General features: G+C 70.6%; 22 protein-coding genes. 11 read left to right on the top strand and 11 right to left on the bottom strand.

What is annotated here, in order from left to right:
* Window positions 1-50: 50 nt before the first annotated feature.
* Window positions 51-230, bottom strand: a complete 180-nt coding sequence (locus tag QC180_RS05695) for a hypothetical protein (RefSeq protein ID WP_278261526.1) — start codon at window positions 228-230, stop codon at window positions 51-53.
* Between the two features lie 115 nt (window positions 231-345).
* On the bottom strand, window positions 346-555 hold the full coding sequence (locus QC180_RS05690; RefSeq protein WP_278261525.1) for a BldC family transcriptional regulator: 210 nt from the start codon (window positions 553-555) through the stop codon (window positions 346-348).
* A gap of 164 nt (window positions 556-719) precedes the next feature.
* Here QC180_RS05690 and QC180_RS05685 point away from each other — a divergent pair, with 164 nt between their 5' ends.
* The 5 genes from QC180_RS05685 (at window position 720) to QC180_RS05665 (ending at window position 3,483) form a co-directional block, all read left to right on the top strand.
* A complete protein-coding gene (locus tag QC180_RS05685) occupies window positions 720-1,046 on the top strand; it encodes a DUF4229 domain-containing protein (protein ID WP_278261524.1) in 327 nt (108 codons plus the stop codon).
* Complete coding sequence (gene cds1, locus QC180_RS05680; RefSeq protein ID WP_278261523.1) at window positions 1,043-2,128, top strand: L-cysteine desulfhydrase Cds1; 1,086 nt, start codon at window positions 1,043-1,045, stop codon at window positions 2,126-2,128. The genes QC180_RS05685 and cds1 overlap by 4 nt, the downstream gene beginning before the upstream one ends.
* Before the next feature lie 91 nt (window positions 2,129-2,219).
* Window positions 2,220-2,441, top strand: a complete 222-nt coding sequence (locus QC180_RS05675) for a helix-turn-helix domain-containing protein (protein ID WP_278261522.1) — start codon at window positions 2,220-2,222, stop codon at window positions 2,439-2,441.
* Window positions 2,441-3,022: a Clp protease N-terminal domain-containing protein gene (locus tag QC180_RS05670; protein WP_278261521.1), complete on the top strand. Its 582-nt coding sequence runs from the start codon at window positions 2,441-2,443 to the stop codon at window positions 3,020-3,022. Before QC180_RS05675 ends, QC180_RS05670 begins: the two co-directional genes overlap by 1 nt.
* Before the next feature lie 65 nt (window positions 3,023-3,087).
* On the top strand, window positions 3,088-3,483 hold the full coding sequence (locus QC180_RS05665) for a phage holin family protein (RefSeq protein WP_278261520.1): 396 nt from the start codon (window positions 3,088-3,090) through the stop codon (window positions 3,481-3,483).
* On the opposite strand, the gene QC180_RS05660 is transcribed toward QC180_RS05665, so the two are convergent.
* Complete coding sequence (locus QC180_RS05660) at window positions 3,480-5,171, bottom strand: nitroreductase family deazaflavin-dependent oxidoreductase (RefSeq protein WP_278261519.1); 1,692 nt, start codon at window positions 5,169-5,171, stop codon at window positions 3,480-3,482. The genes QC180_RS05665 and QC180_RS05660 overlap by 4 nt on opposite strands.
* Window positions 5,172-5,268: 97 nt before the next feature.
* Here QC180_RS05660 and QC180_RS05655 point away from each other — a divergent pair, with 97 nt between their 5' ends.
* Entirely contained in the window at window positions 5,269-5,868 is a 600-nt protein-coding gene (locus tag QC180_RS05655; protein ID WP_278261518.1) for a TetR/AcrR family transcriptional regulator, read from the top strand.
* Window positions 5,869-5,883: 15 nt separating this feature from the next.
* Here the strand turns inward: QC180_RS05655 and QC180_RS05650 are convergent, their stop codons facing one another.
* Both QC180_RS05650 and QC180_RS05645 read right to left on the bottom strand, forming a co-directional pair.
* Window positions 5,884-6,753, bottom strand: a complete 870-nt coding sequence (locus tag QC180_RS05650; protein ID WP_278261517.1) for a 1,4-dihydroxy-2-naphthoate polyprenyltransferase — start codon at window positions 6,751-6,753, stop codon at window positions 5,884-5,886.
* Window positions 6,754-6,781: 28 nt separating this feature from the next.
* A complete protein-coding gene (locus QC180_RS05645; RefSeq protein ID WP_278261516.1) occupies window positions 6,782-7,240 on the bottom strand; it encodes an SRPBCC family protein in 459 nt (152 codons plus the stop codon).
* Between the two features lie 76 nt (window positions 7,241-7,316).
* Between QC180_RS05645 and QC180_RS05640 the strand changes: the two genes are divergently transcribed.
* Entirely contained in the window at window positions 7,317-10,865 is a 3,549-nt protein-coding gene (locus QC180_RS05640) for an AfsR/SARP family transcriptional regulator (RefSeq protein ID WP_278261515.1), read from the top strand.
* A gap of 53 nt (window positions 10,866-10,918) precedes the next feature.
* Here QC180_RS05640 and QC180_RS05635 read toward each other — a convergent pair whose 3' ends face one another.
* The 5 genes from QC180_RS05635 to QC180_RS05615 form a co-directional block, all read right to left on the bottom strand.
* The gene (locus QC180_RS05635) at window positions 10,919-11,743 is read right to left on the bottom strand and encodes an ABC transporter permease (protein WP_278261514.1); all 825 of its coding nucleotides are present in this window, start codon (window positions 11,741-11,743) and stop codon (window positions 10,919-10,921) included.
* The gene (locus QC180_RS05630; protein ID WP_278261513.1) at window positions 11,740-12,726 is read right to left on the bottom strand and encodes an ATP-binding cassette domain-containing protein; all 987 of its coding nucleotides are present in this window, start codon (window positions 12,724-12,726) and stop codon (window positions 11,740-11,742) included. Before QC180_RS05630 ends, QC180_RS05635 begins: the two co-directional genes overlap by 4 nt.
* A gap of 74 nt (window positions 12,727-12,800) precedes the next feature.
* The gene (gene menE / locus QC180_RS05625; protein ID WP_278261895.1) at window positions 12,801-13,934 is read right to left on the bottom strand and encodes an o-succinylbenzoate--CoA ligase; all 1,134 of its coding nucleotides are present in this window, start codon (window positions 13,932-13,934) and stop codon (window positions 12,801-12,803) included.
* 181 nt (window positions 13,935-14,115) lie between these two features.
* Window positions 14,116-14,508 (bottom strand): VOC family protein, encoded by a 393-nt coding sequence (locus QC180_RS05620; RefSeq protein WP_278261512.1) that lies wholly within the window; start codon window positions 14,506-14,508, stop codon window positions 14,116-14,118.
* 16 nt (window positions 14,509-14,524) lie between these two features.
* Window positions 14,525-15,418 (bottom strand): 1,4-dihydroxy-2-naphthoyl-CoA synthase, encoded by an 894-nt coding sequence (locus QC180_RS05615; protein WP_278261511.1) that lies wholly within the window; start codon window positions 15,416-15,418, stop codon window positions 14,525-14,527.
* Between the two features lie 141 nt (window positions 15,419-15,559).
* On the opposite strand from QC180_RS05615, the gene QC180_RS05610 reads away from it, so the two are divergent.
* The 3 genes from QC180_RS05610 (at window position 15,560) to menD (ending at window position 18,515) form a co-directional block, all read left to right on the top strand.
* A complete protein-coding gene (locus tag QC180_RS05610) occupies window positions 15,560-16,006 on the top strand; it encodes a DUF6918 family protein (protein WP_278261510.1) in 447 nt (148 codons plus the stop codon).
* A gap of 327 nt (window positions 16,007-16,333) precedes the next feature.
* The gene (locus QC180_RS05605; RefSeq protein WP_278261509.1) at window positions 16,334-16,618 is read left to right on the top strand and encodes a hypothetical protein; all 285 of its coding nucleotides are present in this window, start codon (window positions 16,334-16,336) and stop codon (window positions 16,616-16,618) included.
* A gap of 265 nt (window positions 16,619-16,883) precedes the next feature.
* Window positions 16,884-18,515, top strand: coding sequence for a 2-succinyl-5-enolpyruvyl-6-hydroxy-3-cyclohexene-1-carboxylic-acid synthase (gene menD / locus QC180_RS05600; protein WP_278261508.1), 1,632 nt, complete (start codon window positions 16,884-16,886; stop codon window positions 18,513-18,515).
* On the opposite strand, the gene QC180_RS05595 is transcribed toward menD, so the two are convergent.
* Window positions 18,512-18,751 carry a hypothetical protein gene (locus QC180_RS05595; RefSeq protein WP_278261507.1) on the bottom strand — a complete coding sequence of 80 codons (240 nt, stop codon included), beginning with the start codon at window positions 18,749-18,751 and terminating at the stop codon, window positions 18,512-18,514. The genes menD and QC180_RS05595 overlap by 4 nt on opposite strands.
* Before the next feature lie 158 nt (window positions 18,752-18,909).
* Here QC180_RS05595 and QC180_RS05590 point away from each other — a divergent pair, with 158 nt between their 5' ends.
* Complete coding sequence (locus QC180_RS05590; protein ID WP_278261506.1) at window positions 18,910-19,500, top strand: TIGR03086 family metal-binding protein; 591 nt, start codon at window positions 18,910-18,912, stop codon at window positions 19,498-19,500.
* The last annotated feature ends 7 nt before the right edge of the window (window positions 19,501-19,507 follow it).

Genomic DNA, 19,507 nt, shown 5'->3' with positions numbered 1-19,507 from the left:
CCGGTATGATGCCGAGCCGACCCGGCGGGTGGGCCGGGCCACGGCCGGTCTCAGAGATCGCCGGAATCGTCGCGGTGCTGCTTACCGAGGCGCCAGAGGAATTCCGGATCGTCGTCGGGACCGAGGATCGGTCGACGGGTGGAGTTCGGATGGGGCTTCTCGGGGCCGAACGCCTTCCAGCACAGCACCGCCACGGCCACGATCGCGATGAGTGCCAACAGGTACGTCACGTCGCTCACCTCCTGGTATCGAGGGTAGCCGTGTCCGCGCCGTGTGCACATCCGCAACGGAAGGGAAATACCCGGCAAACGCGAGCCCCGACAGGCTCGCGTCGCCGGTGTGGGGTCAGCGCGGGGCTGCCTCGGTGGTGAGCGACCTGAGCAACTGCAACACTTCGGACTCGCGGAAGCGGCGATGTCCGCCCGGCGTGCGCAGCGAACCGAGCCTGCCCGCATGAGCCCACCGTGTGACGGTCTTCGGGTCTACGTGGAACATGGCGGCCACTTGGCCTGGTGTCAGCAGAGTGTCCTGGCCGCCGACGGTGATCGCAGTCATAGCTAACCTCTCCGTTCTCGACAGTTCCCTCATCAGATGGCGTCATCGTCGCACTGCGACCCCCACCTAGTCGAACCACCTACTGTTGGTAAAGGGGAAGTAATAGACAAAAGCCGCGAACGGGGCTGCGCCGAGCGGTCCGGTCGCGGGGTTAGGCTGTTGGCGTGAGTGAAGCAACCGGTCAGCAAGGTTCAGGCGCGGGAAAGCGGCTTTTCCGCAATCTGGCCCTCTACACGCTGGCCCGCCTCGGCCTGGTGGTGGTGATCGCCGCGCTCATTATCGGCGTCGCCGCGCTGATCGGGGTCGATATCCCGATCATCGTCGCCGCGCTGTTCGCGTTGCTGGTCGCGATGCCGCTCTCGCTCACCCTGTTCAAGTCGCTGCGGACCAAGGTCAACGAGGACATCGCGATCGTCGACGCCCGGCGTCGCCAGGACAAGGCGCAACTGCGGGCCCGCTTGCGGGGTGACGACGACGGGTCGGCCGCGTGAAGGTCGTCGACCACAGCGCCCCGCGCGCCTGGGTCGACAACGCCGTCCGGCTGATCGACGCCGACGCCCAGCGCTCGGCCGACACCCATCTGCTGCGCTATCCGCTGCCCGCCGACTGGCCGGTGCAGCTCTACCTCAAGGACGAGTCCACCCACATCACCGGCAGCCTCAAGCACCGGCTGGCGCGCTCGCTGTTCCTCTACGCCATCTGCAACGGCTGGGTGACCGAGGGGACCACGGTGGTCGAGGCGTCGTCGGGCTCGACGGCGGTCAGTGAGGCGTATTTCGCCAAGCTGCTCGGGCTGGACTTCGTGGCGGTGATGCCCGCGTCCACCTCGCCGCAGAAGATCGCGCTGATCGAGGCGCAGGGCGGGCGCTGTCACTTCGTGCGGCGGCCGCCGGAGATGTACACCGAGGCCAAGCGGCTGGCCGAGGAGTCCGGCGGGCATTTCATGGACCAGTTCACCCATGCCGAGCGGGCCACCGACTGGCGTGGGAACAACAACATCGCCGAATCCATCTTCGAGCAGCTCGCGCTGGAGACCCATCCGGTGCCGGAGTGGATCGTGGTCGGCGCGGGGACCGGCGGCACCAGCGCGACCATCGGCCGCTACCTGCGCTATCGCAGGCACGCGACCAAGCTGGCCGTGGTCGATCCCGAGCACTCGGCCTTCTTCGGTGGATACGAGACCGGCGACGCGGGCTACGAGACGGGGATGCCGTCGCGGATCGAGGGGATCGGCAGGCCGCGGGTGGAGCCGTCGTTCGTCGGTCAGGTGGTCGACCGGATGATGCTGGTGCCCGACGCGGCCTCGATCGCCACCGCCCGCCATGCCAGTGCGGTGCTGGGCCGTCGCGTCGGCGGCTCGACCGGTACGAATCTGTGGGGCGCCTTCGCCCTGATCGCCGAACTGCTGGCCGAGGGCCGCAGCGGCAGCGTGGTGACGCTGCTGTGCGACGGTGGCGACCGCTACGCCGGAACGTATTTCGACGACACCTGGGTAGCCGAGCAGCAACTCGACCTCGTCGGCCCGACCGCCGTCCTCGACGAGTTCGCGGCCACCGGCCGCTGGAACGGCTGACCCTCCCTCCCCGACTTCTCGCGGGTCCGTTCGCGCTCAACGATGTCAATTTTTGTTGACAACGCCAGGATCGTCAATCAAAATTGACACCATGACCGATGCGACAACGCTCGCCGCCGCGGCCGGAAATCCCGATCCCGCGGTCGGTCTGCGCGCGGTACTCGCCCTGCGCAGGCTGGCCGACCGGCTCGAGACCATCCAGGTGGCCAATGCCAGAGCCAACGGCTGGTCCTGGCAGGCCATCGCCGAGGCACTCGAGGTGAGCAAGCAGGCCGTGCACCAGAAGCACAACCGGAAAGGTGGAACCCGCTGATGTTCGAGAAATTCGGCAAGAACGCCCGCGTGGCCGTGGTGGTCGCCCAGGAGGACGCGAGGGAACTCGGGGCGTCCCGGATCGGGCCGGAACACCTGTTGCTCGGCGTGGTCACCCACGCCGACTCCGACCTCGCCGGGGTGCTGAGCGCGCGCGGAATCACCGCCGACGGCGTGCGCGCCGCCCTGGCCACGCGCTCGGACGAGACGCCGCTGGGTGCCGACGACGCCGAGGCCCTGCGCTCGATCGGGATCGATCTCGACGCCGTGCAGGCCAGCGTCGCCGAGAACTTCGGGCCCGAGGCGTGGGACCGCGCCGAACCGGAACCCAAGCGTGGTGTCTTCGGGCGACTACTCGGCGGCAACTGGGGGCACATCCCGTTCACGACCGCGGCCAAGAAGACGCTGGAACTCTCGCTGCGCGAGGCGATCCACCGCAAGGACCGCGAGATCCGCACGGCCCACCTGCTGTTGGGCATCCTGCGCGCGGACGGGTCCGCGACCACCACGCTGCTCGGCGGGCCCGAGGCGGTGGCCACGCTGCGCGCCGACATCCACGCAATGCTCGACCGCGCGGCCTGAATTCGGCGCCCGGGATTCGTGTCAGACCCGCCGCGATGTCCGATTCCGGGCCTAGCATGGCGGGTATGCAGCTAGCAATACGGTTGGTCATCAACGCCGTTGCCATCTGGGCAGCGGCCGCGTGGATCGACAAAATCGACATCTACGTGCCGCCGGACTGGTCCCAGGAATGGGGCAACTGGGGCAAGGCCCTGGTCATCGTGCTCGTCGCGCTGGTGTTCACCGCCGTGAACGCGGTGATCAAGCCGATCGTGAAACTCCTGTCCCTGCCCTTCGTGATCCTCACTCTCGGGCTGTTCCTGCTGGTGGTCAACGCGGGCATGCTCTGGCTCACCGCCAAGATCACCGAGATCACCGACTACGGCCTGCGCGTGGACGGTTTCTGGGCCGCGCTGTGGGGCGGTGTCATCATCACGCTGGTCAACTGGGTGCTCGGCATCCTGGTGCCCGACGGCGACTAGTCGGTGAAGGTGATCCGCACCGAGACCGGGTCGCTGGCCAGCGCGCGGAACGTCGCCGCCGTGAGCCCGGCGAACACCGGATTCGGGGCGAAGCTTCGGGCCCGGGCGGCCACGTCGTCGCTCGGGCGCAGCTGCGCCACCCCGGTGCGCCAGCGATCGCCCTGGCGCACCCGGACTTTCGGCTCGGCGCCGATATTGGCCGCCCAGCCCGAGCGGGTGCCGTGCTGGCTGATCACCCAGGCGCCGGTGTCGTCGAAGGACACCGAGACCGGCACGATCCTGGCCTGACCCGACTTGCGGCCGGTGGTCTCCAGTTCGGTGGCGAAGGTGGTGCGCACGCCGATCCGGCTCAGCCCGCGCACCACGGGATTGCCCAGATAGCGGCCGACGGCGCGTTCGATCTCGAACTTGCGCTGGGCGGGGTCCTTCTTCGTGGTCGAACCTCTTCTGCTGCGGAACGCGTCGAAGCCGTTGCGCTTGAGCATGGTCGCGGCGGTGAACCACGGCGTGCGGCCGGGATCGGGGTCGTCGCCCGCGCCGAGGCGGTGCAGTTGGTCGGTGTGCCACTGCAGGTCCAGCGCGCCTTCCATGGCCTTGATGCTCGCCATGGCCATCAGCGCGGCGGGCAGGCGCAGCGAGATCTGTGGCGAGTGCAGCCTGCTGGTGCGGCCACGCAGCAGATCGTCGGCCGCGTCGGGGGTGAGGGTGCTGGGGCGGCCCAGGCCGACCACATCGCATTCGTGCGAGTCGACCGCGGCGTCCATCGCCGAGCGGGTGCGGAAGCCGCCGGTGACCGCCAGCGGCACCGATCCGGCCAGGGTGCGGACCGACTGCGCGTAGTCGAGGAAGTACGCCTCGCGCGCGGCCGTGCTCGCCGAACGGGTGACCGGCCTGCCCATCATCGCGGGCGATTCGTAGCTGCCGCCGCTGATCTCGATCAGGTCGAGCCGTTCGGCGGCCAGCAGGCTGATCACCGCGCGTGACTCGTCCTCGCTGAAGCCGCCGCGCTGGAAGTCCGCGGAGTTGAGCTTGATCGCGACCGCGAAGGAATCGGCCACCTCGGCGCGGATCGCGCGCACCACCTCGAGCACGAAGCGGGCGCGGCGCCGCGCGTCACCACCCCAGCGGTCGGTGCGCTGGTTGGCCAGCGGCGAGAGGAACTGCGAGACCAGATAGCCGTGCGCGCCGTGGATCTGCACACCGTCGAAACCGGCGGCCTCGGCGACGCGCGCGGTGGTGGCGTAGCGGCGCACGAGATCGGTGATCTCGGCGTCGGTGAGCTCGCGGGGTGTGGGCAGGCCGGGGATGTCGAGCGCGATGGCCGAGGGCGCGACCGGCTGCGCCTTGGAGGCGAGCGGGTTGGCTTGGCGGCCGGGGTGGTTGATCTGCATCCAGACGCGCGCGCCGCCCGCCTTGGCGGTCTCGGCCCAGCGGTGCAGCGCGCCGAGGTGACGATCGTCCTCGACGACGACATTGCCCGGCTCGCCGAGCTGGGTGCGGTCGACCATCACATTGCCGGTGACGATGAGGCCGAAGCCGCCCGTGCCCCAGCGGCGGTAGAGCCGTTCGAGGCGCTCGTCGGGGCCGAAATCCGCGGTGCCGAGGCCCTCGCTGAGCGCGGCCTTCATCAGCCGGTTGGGCAGCACCTGGCCGCAGGGCAGGGCGAGCGGATCGCTCAGGGCTGTCATCGTCGACTCCTCCGCATTGAAGTACACCGATCGGTGTACTGGCCCGACGGTAGTACACCGATCGGTATACTTCAATCGACCGAACGAAAGGACGCCGATGGCAGCGCGTGACGGACTCGTGCAGAGCGCGATCGATCTGGTGCGCCGCTATGGCGTGGCCGGGACCGGCGTCACCCGGCTGCTCGACCACAGCGGGATCTCGCGCCGGACGGTCTACCTGAACTTCCCCGGCGGCAAATCCGAGCTGATCACCGAGGCGACCAGGGTGGCCGGGTGCGCGATGACCGGGCTGATCGAGACCTTCGGCCGCCGATCCGATCCCGAGGCGACCATCACCTCGTTCACCGAGGCGTGGAAGACGGTCGTGGAATCGAGTGATTTCCTCGCGGGCTGCCCGGTCGTGGCCGCCGCGCTGGGGCGTTCGGAAGCGCCCGAGGCCGCCGACGCGGCCGGTGCGGCGTTCGACGACTGGGAGCAGGCGCTGGCCGCGCGGCTACGCGCCGAGCAGGTGGCACCGGAGACCGCGCTGTCTCTGGCGACCACGGTGATCGCGGCGATCGAGGGTGCGGTGGTGATGTCACTGGCGCAGCGCAGCGCGGAACCGCTGGACCGGACGGGGCGCCATCTGGCCGAGCTGATCCGGGCCCATGTTCCGCCGAACCGGTCCTCCGAAGAGCCGGAGCGGCTACCGGCCTGAGCGCGCGGGCCGGACTCAGCCCAGGCCGACGGCCAAGGCGCTCAGTGCCGACCACGCCAGCAGAGCGAGGCCGGAATCGCGGAGGGCGGGAATCAATTCGAGGCCGTTCTTGCCGGTGCGGACCGGGGCATTGGCGCGCACGGCGAGCGGGGCGGCCAGCAGACCTACCAGGGCAAACGGGGTGCGGGCCACCAGTGCGAGGCTGAGGACGAACGGCACGGCCAGCAGGGCAAGGTGCAGGGTACGGGTGTGGGCGTCGCCGAGTTTCACCGCGAGGGTGACCTTCCCGGACTCGGTGTCGGTGGGGATGTCGCGCAGGTTGTTGGCCACCAGGACCGCGCTGGAGAACGCGCCGACACCGATGGCGAGCAGCAGCCCGACCCAGTCGACCCGCAGCGCCTGCACATACTGCGTGCCCAGCACCGCGATCAGGCCGAAGAACACGAACACCGCGATCTCGCCGAAACCGCTGTAGCCGTAGGGCTTGCTGCCGCCGGTGTAGAACCAGGCCCCGGCCAGGCACAGCGCGCCGATCAGCACCAGCCACCAGGCCGTCGTCACCGCCAGCACCAGGCCAGCGACCGCGCCGAGGGCCAGGCTGAGCACCGCGGCGGTGCGAACGGCGGTGGGGGAGGCCAGCTTCGAACCGACCAGGCGCAGCGGGCCGACGCGCACGTCGTCGGTGCCGCGGATGCCGTCGGAGTAGTCGTTGGCGTAGTTCACGCCCACGATCAGGGCCAGCGAAACGACCAGGGCCAGTATCGCTTTCCACCAGACGGCGCCGTCGATCGACGCGGCGGCACCGGTGCCCGCCAGGACCGGCGCGATCGCGTTGGGCAGCGTCCGCGGCCGGGCGCCCTCGATCCATTCCGCAGCTGTAGCCATGGTCCGAAGCCTAGCCGCGTGCCGGGGACTAGGCGGATTCGGCGAGTGTCTTGAGCCGGGCCAGGCCCTTGTCGAAATCCTTGCCGATCATGTTGTCGATCGGGAAGACCTTGCCCAGCACACCCATCAGGCCCGAGTGGGTGCCGGTCATCGTCCAGGTGACCTCGGTGTTCGCGCCGCTGGGGACGAGGGTGAAGGTGACGAAGTTGGTGGCCTTGAACGGTTTCTCGAAGGTGAGCTCGATGCCGATCTCGCGCTCGGCGTCGGCCTTGATCTCCATGGTGCCCGCGCCCGCCTTGCGATTGCCGCGCCAGGCATAGCGCGCGCCGACGCCGGATTCGGGTCCGGTGTAGGTGCGGGCCAGCTGGGGGTCGGCGTCCTCCCACGGTGACCAGAGCAGCCACTGGTGGAAATTGTCGATATAGCCGCGGATGCGGTCCGGTGCGGCGGCGATGCTGGTGCGCCGAATCACCTCGAAGTCGCCCATGGACGTCAGCCTAGGCCGGGGTGGTGACAATTCGCGACGACGCGTCGCCGGTGCGCGACATACGATGACTTCCGGCATGTCTGCACAGCACCCTGGTCCGGGAGGGCCGCCTCCCGCCGCCGACGCCGCCGTTGTCGGCGTGCTCGGTGTGATCGCGATCCGTCGCGACGGCTCGCTGCGCCCGCTTCCCGGCGCCCGAGCCCGCCTGCTGCTGACCGCGCTCGCGGTGCGTCCCGGCCGGGCCCGCAGCGCCCAGGCGCTGGTCGAGGAGGTCTGGGGTGAGCAGCCACCGCGCGCGCCGATGAACGCCCTGCACACGCAGGTCTCGCGGCTGCGGGCGCTGCTGCCCGAGGGCGCGCTGGAGATCGGGCCCGCCGGATACCGGCTGACCCTGCCCGAGGACGACGTCGACCTGACCGCCGCCCAGGCCCTGGCCCGCCGCGCCGACAAGCGACTCGCGGCCGGGGAGCTGGCCGACTGTCTGTCCGCGCTCACCCGCGCCCGCGCCCTGTGGCGGGGCGAACCCGGCGCCGACCTGCCCGACTCGGCCCCCGCCGACGACCTGCGCGCGGCCGCCGACCACCTGCGCCGCGATCTGGACCGCATCGAACTGGCCGCCCGCACCGTCCAGGGTGACCTCCCCGCCGCCCTCACCCTCGCCCGCGCCGCCGTCGACGCCCAACCGCTCGACGAACCCGCCCACACCACCCTGATCCGCCTGCTCGCCGCCGCGGACCGCACCGCCGACGCGCTCGAGGTCTTCGCCACCTACCGCCTGCGCCTCATCGAAGAACTGGGCGCCGACCCCGGCCCGGCCCTGCTCGCCCTCAACACCTCGATCCTGCGCGGCGACCCGATCCCGCTACCCGGCCTTGCTACCGGGACCCACCCGAACCGCTCCGCGCCCAGCGCGCCGACGCGGCGTCCATCGGAGAAGACGGTCGATCCCGGCACCACCGCCCCGGTCGAGACAGGCTGGTCGAGCGGCGCAGCCGGGGATCATCGCGGCGCCGACTCGTCTGGAACCAGTGCAGGGCGGATGGTCGACGACCCGAGCGGCCAGGCCGAGATCGGTGACCTCCGGCCGGGCGCGGCCCGGTCTGACGGTCGCGCCGACTCCGCTCTGCCCACCGCCCTCGGCCTGCGCGCCGCCCCCAACGAACTGCTCGGCCGCGCCGACGATCTCGACGCCATCGCCGCCATGGTCGAACAGTCGCGGGTCACCACGATCCTCGGTCCCGGCGGGACCGGCAAGACCCGGGTCGCCAACGCGGTCGGGGCGCGGCTGGGCCGCACGATGCCGGTGGTGCTGGTCGAATTGGCCTCGGTACAGGGCGAATCGAGTTCGGGCGCCGAAGCGCGCGTCGATATCGAGGCCGCGATCGGGTACGTGATGGGCCTGGGCGAGCTCAGCGATTCGGCGCAGTTGCGCGCGGGCCGCGCCGTCGACGCGGGCAGGCGGTTGCGCGAGGCCCTCGACGCGCGGCCGACGCTACTCATCCTGGACAACTGCGAGCACGTCATCGAGGCCGCCGCCGACCTGGTCTCCGACCTCGTCGGCGTCTGCGCGGGCCTGACCGTGCTCACCACCAGCCGTTCGCCACTGGCGATCACCGCCGAGACCGTCTACCCGCTGGCGCCACTGGCCATCGACGCGGCGGGTTCGCCCGCGACCGACCTGTTCCGCGCCCGCGCCCGCGCGGTGCGACCCGAGGTGCGCCTGGACCCGGAGACGGTGGCGCGCCTGTGCCGCACGCTCGACGGCCTGCCGCTGGCGATCGAACTCGCCGCCGCGCGGGTGCGCACCATGAGCGTGGCCGAGATCGAGACCCGACTCGAGCACCGTTTCGCCCTGTTGCGCAGCGGCGATCGGGCCGCGCCGCACCGGCATCGCACCCTGCACGCGGTGATCGCCTGGAGTTGGAATCTGCTCGAACCCGATCAGCAGGTGGTGTTGCGCAGGCTGTCGCGCTTCCCGGCCGGGTTCACCTTGTCCGCCGCGGAGGCGGTCGCCGCCGGGGCCGAGGTACTCGATGTGGCGATGGCCGTCGACGGGCTGGTCGGCCAGTCACTGCTCACCGTGCTCGACGACCCCGACGACGGCAGCATCCGCTACCGGATGCTCGAGACCGTCCGCGAATTCGGCGCCGAACAGCTGGCGGCCATCGACGCCGAGACCGACGGCGCCGAATCCGCGCTGGTCCGCGACCGGATGGGGCGGTGGGCACGGGAATTCGCCGCCGCCGCGATCCGCACCTACCGCGCGGGCGATCAGGTGGCGGCGGTGCTCGCGGTGGGCGCCGAGCTGGACAATCTGGTCGTCGTACTGCGCACCGCGACCGATCGCGGCGACGCGTCCACCGTCTACGGGGTCTTCCCGGTGGTCGCGACGCTGTGGATGATGCGCGGCGCGCACCTGGAGTTCACCGGCTGGGCACTGCGGGTGGTCGCCGTCACCCCGCCGGAACCGACCACCGGCGACGCCGCCGACCTGCAGATGGTCACCCATGTGCTCTCGCTGATGCACCTGATGTTCCTCAACGGCGGCGACACCCGCCCGGTGATGACGGTGCGGTTGCGCGCCCGCCGCCTACTCACCCATCCCGGCCTCGACCCCGGCCTGTGGTTCCTCGGTCGGTTGATCAGTGTGCCGCTGGGCGACTACCGGGTGGGCCGCCTGTTCGCCGACTCGGTGCGCTCGCCACAACCGCAGGTGCGCGTCGCCGCGCTGATCGGACGCGCCAACTTCTGGGAGAACCTGGGCAATATGCGCGGTTCGACCCGCGATGCCCTGCGCGCGCTGGACGAACTCGGTCCCGGCGAGGTCTGGGGCGCGGCCAACATCTGCCAGCACCTGGCCCAGCTGTGCGGCCAGTCCGCGCGCTACGACGAGGCCGTCCGCTACTATCGCCGCTCGCTGGCCCTGATGGACCGGTTGCGCATCCACGACGAGATCATGGAGAGCCGGTGCTACCTGGCCGCCGCGCTGATCGGTAGCGGCAGGCGGGCCGAGGCCAGGGCCGAACTCGACTTCGCCCTGCGCCCGAGCGATTCCGGCATCCGCCAGATCGACGACCCCGGCATCCGTCGCAACCACCGCATCGCCACCGTCGCCACGGCCGTGGCCGAACTCGAACTGGCCGACGGTGACATCGACGCCGGACTCGGGCACTTCCGCCGCGCGCTGGACCTGCTCGGCTGGCCGGAGTTCGACGTCACCCCCGGCCCCGGCGGGCTCATGGTCGCCTCGGGCGCGTTGAGCGCCTATGTCCTGCAGGGCCGCGCGGACGAGGCGGCCGACCTGGTCGACAGCATCGTCACCGCGACCAGCCAGCGGCTGACGAAATACTTCGACCTGCCGCAGATCGGCGCGGTGGGCTGCGCGCTGGGTTCCTATCTGCTGGCCACCGATACCGACCGCGCCGCCGGGCTGGAGCTGCTGGCCTTGGCCGCCACCTCGGTGGCCCGCCAGGACAATCCGTCGATGGAACTGGCCCGTCACCTGGACCTGCACCGCGCGACCGTCGGCGCCGAGGCGATCGAGCGGGCCGTGCAGCGCGCCGGCGCGGTGCGTCGCACGGCCGCGGCGCACCGCATCGTCGAGATCGTCGGCACGCTGGCCTGATCCACGACAACGGCACCCGGAGTCGTCCGGATGCCGTTGTCGCGGGTGGGTTGTCAGGCGCGGCGCATGTAGGCGCGCACGGTCAGCGGCGCGAAGATCACGATCACCGCGACCGCGCCGAGCAGCGACCACACCAGGTCACCACCGAAGCTGTTGGCGTTCATCAGCTCCCGTGCGGCGTTGACCATGTAGTACACCGGGTTGACGTGGTTGAGTCCCTGCATCCAGCCCGGCATGGTGCTCACCGGGGCGAAGGCGCCGGACATGAACGTCAGCGGGAACATCACCATCATCGAGATGCCCTGCACCGAGGCCGCGCTCTTGCCGGTGACGCCGACCAGCGCCCACACCCAGCTGATCGCGAACGAGCACACCACGACCATCAGGATGGCGGCGAGCACACCGGTGACGCCGCCCTCGGGCCGATAGCCCAGGCACAGGCCCACGATGATGGTCAGCGTGGAGGCGATGCCGTAGCGCACCATATCGGCGATCAGCGCGCCCGCCAGGGCCGAGACGCGGGCGATGGGCAGGGATTTGAAGCGGTCGAACACGCCCTTGTCCATGTCCTCGCGCAGCTGGGTGCCGGTGACCACCGAGGTGAGCACGACGGTCTGCACCAGGATGCCGGGGATGAGCACGGGCAGATAGTTCGAGACGCTGCCCGAGATGGCGCCGCCGAAGATGTAGGTGAACAGCGCGGTGAACAGGATCGGCTGCACCGTCACGTCGAAGAGCTGTTCGGGATTGTGCTTGATCTTGAGCAGGCCGCGATAGGCCATGGTGAACGAGGTGGAGACGGTCGCGCGCAGACCCGGACGGTCGCTGACCTCGGCGAGGTCGGCGGTGGGGGCGGGCGCCGTGAGAACTGCGGTCATGCCGCGCTCCGTTCGGTGTCGTCGGAATCCTCGGCCGGGTGGCCGGTGATGGTGAGGAAGACCTCGTCGAGGGTCGGCTTGCTGACGGTGATCTCCTCGACGCCGATCTCCCAGTCGCGCAAGCGGATCAGCAGGTCGGCGGTGAGATTCGGATCGGGCAGCGCGGCGGTGAGCCGACCCGCCTCCGGACTGATCTGCGCGCTCACGCCGAGGAAGTCGCCGACGATGCGGCGGGCCTCGTCGAGCTGGGCGCGGTCGACCAGGGTGAGATGCACCGAGGACCCGCCGATGGAGGCCTTGAGCTCGTCGGCGGTGCCGTCGGCGATCACCCGGCCGTGGTCGATCACGGCGATGCGGTCGGCCAGCTGGTCGGCCTCGTCGAGGTACTGGGTGGTGAGCAGCACCGTGGCGCCCTCGCGCACCAGGCGCCGGATGGTGTCCCACATCTGGGCGCGGGTGCGCGGGTCCAGGCCGGTGGTCGGCTCGTCGAGGAACAGCAGCGGCGGGGTGGCGATGAGGCTGGCGGCCAGGTCGAGGCGCCTGCGCATACCGCCGGAGAAGTTCTTCAGCGGTTTGTTCGCGGCCTCGGCGAGGTCGAACTCGTCGAGCAGTTCACCGGCCCGGCGCCGGGCGTCGGGGCGGCTGAGGCCGAGCAGCCGGGCGAAGATGATGAGGTTCTCGGTGGCGCTGAGCTCCTCGTCGACCGAGGCGTACTGCCCGGTGACGCCGACCAGCGAGCGCACGGCATTGGGTCGGGCGACCACGTCGTGGCCGAAGATCCGGGCGCTACCGCCGTCGGGACGCAGCAGCGTGGCCAGCATCTTGATGGTGGTGGTCTTGCCCGCGCCGTTGGGTCCGAGCACGCCGTAGACCGAGCCACGCGGCACGGCCAGGCTCACCCCGTCGACGGCGCGCTGCTTGCCGAACACCTTGACCAAGCCGTCGGCCTCGACGGCGAGCGCGGAAGTGGGTGTGTAAGTCATGGGACCTACAGTGCCCACCCCGCCTTGCGTGGCTCTTGCGTCGGCATGTCACGGCCCGTGCAAGAGCCGGTGGGTCAGCGCGCGGAGTCGGCCTGCAGGTGGGCGCGCAGCGCGGCCCGGTCGGGTTTGCCCGGTCCGCGCAGCGGGATCTCGTCGAGAACGGCCAGCTCACGGGGGGCGGCGATGGAATCCAGTTCGGCCACGACGTGCGCGCGCAGCTCGTCCAGTGTCGGCGCGGCACCCGGTGTGGGCACCACGGCCACGGCCACCCGCTGACCCAGCCGCTCGTCGGGCAGTCCGAGCACGATGCACTCGCGAATGCCCGGGTGGGTGGCCAGCACGGCCTCGACCACCTGCGGGATCACCAGCAGGCCGCCGGTCATGATGGCCTCGTCGAGCCGTCCGGAGATGGTCAGCACGCCGTCGGTGAAGGTGCCCGCGTCCTCGGTGCGGAACCAGCCGGGCTCGGCGAAGGCCGGATGATCGGGCAGATTGCGGTAGCCGCGCGCGACCATCGCCCCGCCCAGCACCACGCGGCCGTCCTCGATCCGGATGAGGGTGCCGTCCAGCGGCACGCCCTCGTAGACGCAGCCACCGCAGGTCTCGCTCATACCGTAGGTGCGCACCACGTTGATGCCCAGGTCACGGGCCCGGTCGTAGACGGGCAGCGGCGTGGCCGCCCCGCCGACCAGCACCGCGTCCAGCTCGGCCAGCGCCTTGGCCGCGATCGGCGAGTCCAGCGACTTGATCAGCTGTGTGGGCACCAGCGCGGTGTAGCGCCGCGGCCCGCGCATGGCGGCCACGGCCCCGGCCAGCGCCTCGGGCAGGAATCCGCCCGACACGTCCAGCACGGTCGGCTCGGTCCCGGCCAGGATGCTGCGCAGCATCACCTGGATCCCGGCGATGTGGTGGGTGGGCAGGGCCAGCAGCCAGCTGCCGGGTCCGCCGAGTCGGTCGTGGGTGGCGTTGCCGCTGGCCCGCAGGGCCTCGGCGCCCAGCAGCGCGCCCTTGGGGATGCCGGTGGTGCCCGAGGTCGTCACGACCAGGGCGACGTCGTCGTCGATCGGATCGCCGGGCTTGAGCGCGTCGGAGAGCCTGCGTGCCTCGCGGCGATCGGTGGTGGGGATCGGCAGCCAGGCCGGGCCGCTGCCGTCGAGCGCCTGCCGCAGGTGGGGAAGCACTTCGCCGACACCGGAACCGGTCGGCATCTGCAGCGTCCGCAGCGTTCTGCTCACGCCTTCACCTCCGGATACAGCTTGCTGCGCGCCCTCACGGCTTCGATCGTGTCATGCGACCGACAAGACCCGGCCAACGGGTCTGTTTGCGCTTGCTCGCAGCTATCGTGCGCGGCCGGACCCCGATCGGCAACTCGGCCGGGCCGCGGCGAGCTCACTCCGGGGACCGGCGCTGATCGCGCCGGATCGGATGCTCGGCCGGAACCTCCACCAGTACCAGCGGCACCCCGTCCGGGTCACGCACCCACATCTCCCACAGGCCCCATGGTTCGAGCGCGGGCGGGCGCTCGATCGCGATTCCCTTCAGCGCCAATTCCGCCGCCGCGTCGGCGATGTCGCGCACCTGCAACCAGATCGCGCCCGCGAAACTGCTCGGCTCCCCGCCGCCACCGTGCCCGGCGACCTCGAGCAGCGACTGCCCGGCGAAGAACACCGTGCCGCCCGGGTACTCCCTGGCGATCGCCAGCCCGAGCCCGTCCCGGTAGAACTCCAGCGTGCGCGCGTAATCGCTGGGCCGCACGATGATCCGGCTGTTGAGAATCTCCATGGGTCCGCCTGTCTCGTCAGAAGTACCAGGGGTAGGGGGTCCAGTCCGGTGCGCGTTTCTCCAGGAACGAGTCGCGGCCCTCCACGGCCTCGTCGGTCATGTACGCCAGCCGGGTCGCCTCCCCGGCGAACAGCTGCTGACCGACCAGGCCGTCGTCGAGCAGGTTGAACGCGTACTTCAGCATGCGCTGGGCCTGCGGCGATTTGCCGTTGATGTCGGCGGTCCACTCCAGCGCGACGTTCTCCAGCTCGTCGTGGTCGACGACCTTGTTCACCGCGCCCATCTGATGCATCTCCTCGGCCGTGTACGGCCTGCCGAGGAAGAAGATCTCGCGCGCGAACTTCTGGCCGACCATCTTGGCCAGATAGGCACTGCCGTAGCCGCCGTCGAAGGAGCCCACGTCGGCGTCGGTCTGCTTGAACCGCGCGTGCTCGCGCGAGGCCAGCGTCAGATCGCACACCACGTGCAGGCTGTGCCCGCCACCGGCCGCCCAGCCGTTCACCAGCGCGATCACGACCTTGGGCATGAAGCGGATGAGCCGCTGCACCTCGAGGATGTGCAGGCGGCCCGCGCGCGCGGGGTCGACGGTGTCGGCGGTCTCGCCCTCGGCGTACCGGTAGCCGTTGCGGCCGCGGATGCGCTGGTCGCCGCCGGAGCAGAAGGCCCAGCCGCCGTCCTTGGGGCTCGGTCCGTTGCCGGTGAGCAGCACCGCGCCCACATCCGAGGACATCCGCGCGTGATCGAGGGCGCGATAGAGCTCGTCGACGGTGTGCGGCCGGAACGCGTTGCGCACCTCGGGCCGGTCGAACGCCACCCGCACCGTGCCCTGCTCGATATGTCGGTGATAGGTGATGTCGGTCAGGTCCTCGAACCCGGGGACGGGCCGCCACAGCTTCGGATCGAAAGTCACGACCCCGATTATTGCCCTACAGTCGCTCGCGGTGGTACATGGTCGTGACACCGCAGGTGGAGCGGTCGCGCGGTGCCGGACCGACCCGGTGCGTATAGTTGCGGCTGCTCGTTCAACGAACCGATCCGGAGGAACCTGAAAGTGGTTGCAGCACTGTCTGAATCCCTGCTCGACGACACCAAGCGTCCGGCTTTCCTTGCTGACGCCGTCGAGGTTCTCGACGCCGAGGTCTCGGACAAAGGTGGTGCGTCCGGCCTGGCCGTGAAGGGTGGGTACGCGGCGGTCAAGAAGATCAGCCCGACCATCGTTCCGGATGCCCTCGCATCGCTGGCGCCCAAGCTGCTCGACCAGCTCCAGCCGTACTGGGCCGAATTCACCGCCTCGGGCACCGGCACCTTCGCCGACCTGCTGACGTCGAAGTCGGACGAGGTCGCCGAGTCGCTGCTGGCGGTCACCGACGCGCGGGCCGAGGCGTCCTCGCGTCCGGCTCTGCAGAAGGTGTACTCGTCGATGCGTGGCTCCGCCAAGAAGCACGTCGTCGAGGCGCTGCCGCGGGTGGCCGACCTGGTGCAGAAGCACGCGGGCTGAGCACGGGCGGGGCAGCCCCCGCCGATGATCGTCGGAAGGCCGGTGCGGCCGCCGGGATATCCCGGGGCGCACCGGCCTTTCACGTCCGCGGGTGACCACACTCACGTAACGCCGGTGGCGGAGTCGCACGCCACATCATTTCTCGGTCAGCGGTAAATTCCGATCGGGAAAATGTGAGACGGACAACGGTGTGGGTGAACGTCAGGAAAATCGGAAGTAGCCGGAAATCAGTGCGTCGTCGAGGCGGTGGAAACTTCCGGATCGCATCGATTACGTTGCCTTTCGAGCGGTTCGAAACGCGAATTGCTGAAAGGAAGTTCGGTTCTCATGATCTCTCGCAAGACTCTCGCCGCCACCGGCGCCGCTGCCGCCGCTGCCGCCATGTTCCTCGGCCCCATCGCCATCGCGGGCGCCGACACGGGCTCCGGCACCGGTTCCTTCAGCGGCTCGGCCGACCTGGCCAGCGGCTCCGCCGACCTCACCACCGGCTCGGCCGCGGGCTTCGGTGTGCTCGAGTCGGGCAGCGCCGCCGTCGACAGCGGCACCTCCGCGGTGCTCAACATCATCGAATCCGTCATCGGCATCCAGGATCTCACGCAGCCCGCTGCCTGAGTCGCTGCGCGAATACCCGGAGAAATCCGGTGCCAGGCCATTTGGTCGGCATCGGATTTCTCTTTGTTTGTGATGCTGTTGCGAATTCGCGAATATTTTCGCTCGACCCTATGAACAGAGAGGCGTCGGCCGGTGTGCGATTCGGGAGAATTGTCCGGAAGAAGTGTCGAGTAAGCCCGGAACAGGGCCTCGGCGACGCGCCCGTGACGCAGCCAACGCGGGCCAGGGGGAGACGTGCGTATCCCGGTCTGACAGGCTGGGGTTTGTGAATCCGTCTACTGCGCAGGCACGAGTGGTCGTCGACGAGCTCGTGCGCGGCGGCGTCCGCGAGGTGGTGCTGTGCCCCGGTTCGCGCAATGCCCCGCTGGCCTTCGCGCTGCAGGCGGCCGACGTGGCCGGGCAGCTGCGGCTGCACATGCGCATCGACGAGCGGACCGCGGGCTTCCTCGCGATCGGGCTCGCGGTGTCCTCGGGGCGGCCGGTGCCGGTCGTGATGACCTCGGGGACCGCGGTCGCCAACCTGGGCCCCGCCGTGCTGGAGGCCAACTACGCGCGGGTGCCGCTCATCGTCGTCAGCGCGAACCGGCCCTACGAGATGCTGGGTACCGGCGCCAACCAGACCGTCGAGCAGATGGGGCTGTTCGGCAGCCAGGTCAGGGCCACGATCAGCCTCGGGCTGGCCGAAGCCGAGGCGGGCGAGCAGAGCTACCCGCGCCAGAACAGCGTGTGGCGCTCGGCGGTGTGCCGGGTGCTCGCCGCCGCGCGCGGTACCCGCTCGGGCAACGCAGGACCGGTCCAGTTCGACATCCCGCTGCGTGAGCCGCTGGTCCCCGAACTCGCCGCCGACCCGCTGCCGCCGGGCCGCGACGGCGACAAGCCCTGGACCGCGACCCAGTACGCCACCCTCGACGTCCCCCTCGATATCGACCTCACCCCCGACACGGTGGTCATCTCCGGCCACGGCGCCGGTCTGCGTCCGGAACTCGCCGCCCTGCCGACCGTGGCCGAGCCGACCGCGCCCGTGCATGGCCCGGCCCTGCACCCGCTGGCGTTGGCGCTGCTGAAGCCGACCCAGGCGATCATCACCGGCCGTCCGACCCTGCACCGGCAGGTCTCGCGCGTGCTCGCCGACCCGGAGGTGACCGTCTACGCGCTCACCACCGGCCCGCGCTGGCCCGATGTGTCCGGCAATGTCGTCGGCACGGGCACCCGCGCGGTGACCAGCGGCGCGCCGGATTCCGGCTGGCTGGCCCGCTGCGCCGAACTCGACCGGCAGGCCAGGTCGGTGGTCCGCGACGAGCTGGCCGCCCACCCCAAGGCGACCGGCTTGCACGTGGCCGCCGTGGTCATGGACGCGCTGCGCGAGGGCGATCAGCTGCTGCTCGGCGCCTCGAACCCGGTGCGTGACGCCGCGCTGGTCGCGCGGCCGCGCCCCGGCGTGCGGGTGCTGTCCAACCGGGGCGTGGCCGGGATCGACGGCACGGTCTCCGGCGCGGTCGGCGCCGCGCTGGCCCATCCCGGCCGCACCATCGCCATGATGGGCGACCTGACCTTCCTGCACGACGCGTCCGGCCTGCTCATCGGCCGGGGCGAGCCGCGCCCGGACAATCTCACCATCGTCGTCGCCAACGACGACGGCGGCGGCATCTTCGAGCTGCTCGAACAGGGCGACCCGCAGTACGCGGGCGTGTTCGAGCGGGTCTTCGGCACCCCGCACGGCATGGATCTGGCGGCGCTGTGCGCGGCCTACCGCATCCCGCACCGCCAGGTCGACCCCACCGAACTCGCGGTGGAGCTGGCCGGTGACGCGCACGGCCTGCGGGTGCTCGAGGTCGCGACCGAACGTTCCAGCCTGCGCGAGCTGCACGCGACCGTGCGCGCCAAGATCTCGGGCTAGCGCTCGGCGCCGATCTCCTCGTCCTCGTAGGGGACGGCGATGGTCTGCTCGATCACGTCGGCCGGGTTCGCGTTGCCGGTGTCCAGGGCGACTCGCGCCGCGACCTCGTCGTAGTCGGCCGCGTCGGCGAAGGCCGGATCGTCCGCGTCGTCGTCGCGGAAGGCCGATTGTTCCTGCTCGACGCGGTCGGCCTCGGGGACTTCGTCCAGCGGGCGGGCGGGGTCGGTGTCGCTCATCGATCCTCCTCGGTATTACCTCGGACATGGTGATGTGATCGGTCCTGCGATTCCAGCGTGCGCCTCTCGGTGCGACTCGGCAAGCTGCGGTCCGATGAATTCCGGGCACGGGCGCCGTCTGCACCGGTAACGCCGTCCGTCGTCGCCGAGGAGCCCGCATGGAACCGCAATTCGATCTCGCCACCGCCGCCCTGTCCCTGGCCGCCGTGGTCGACGGCCTCGCCGACGACCAGCTCGACGCCCCCACCCCGTGTGCCGACACCGTGGTGTCGCAGCTGCTCGCGCACGTCGTCGGCCTCACCGAGGCATTCCGGCAGGCCGCCACCAAGGAGTCCGTGGGCACCAGCGCCCCGCCCAGCCTCGACGATCCGCTGCCCGCCGACTGGCGCGCCCTGATCCCCACCCGCCTCACCGCGCTCGCCGCCGCCTGGCGCGCACCCGCCGCCTGGGACGGCGACGCCGAGGCGGGCGGTATCACCCTGCCCGCACCGGTCATGGCGACCGTCGCGCTGGACGAACTCGTCCTCCACGGCTGGGACCTCGCCGTGTCGACCGGACAGTCCTTCGACGCCGATCCGCGCGATCTGGCGATCCTGCACGAGTTCCTGCGCGACACAGACCCGGCGGGAACCCCGGGCCTCTTCGGTCCGGTGGTAGAAGTCGATGTCGCGGCCCCCGCGCTGGACCGGCTGCTCGGCCTCGCGGGCCGCGATCCCGCCTGGCGCCCCGCGGAACCAGCAGTTCGCTGACATAGCC

Source organism: Nocardia anocheti, assembly GCF_029675105.1.
Taxonomy (GTDB): domain Bacteria; phylum Actinomycetota; class Actinomycetes; order Mycobacteriales; family Mycobacteriaceae; genus Nocardia.
This window is presented reverse-complemented; position numbering and strand designations above follow the sequence as displayed.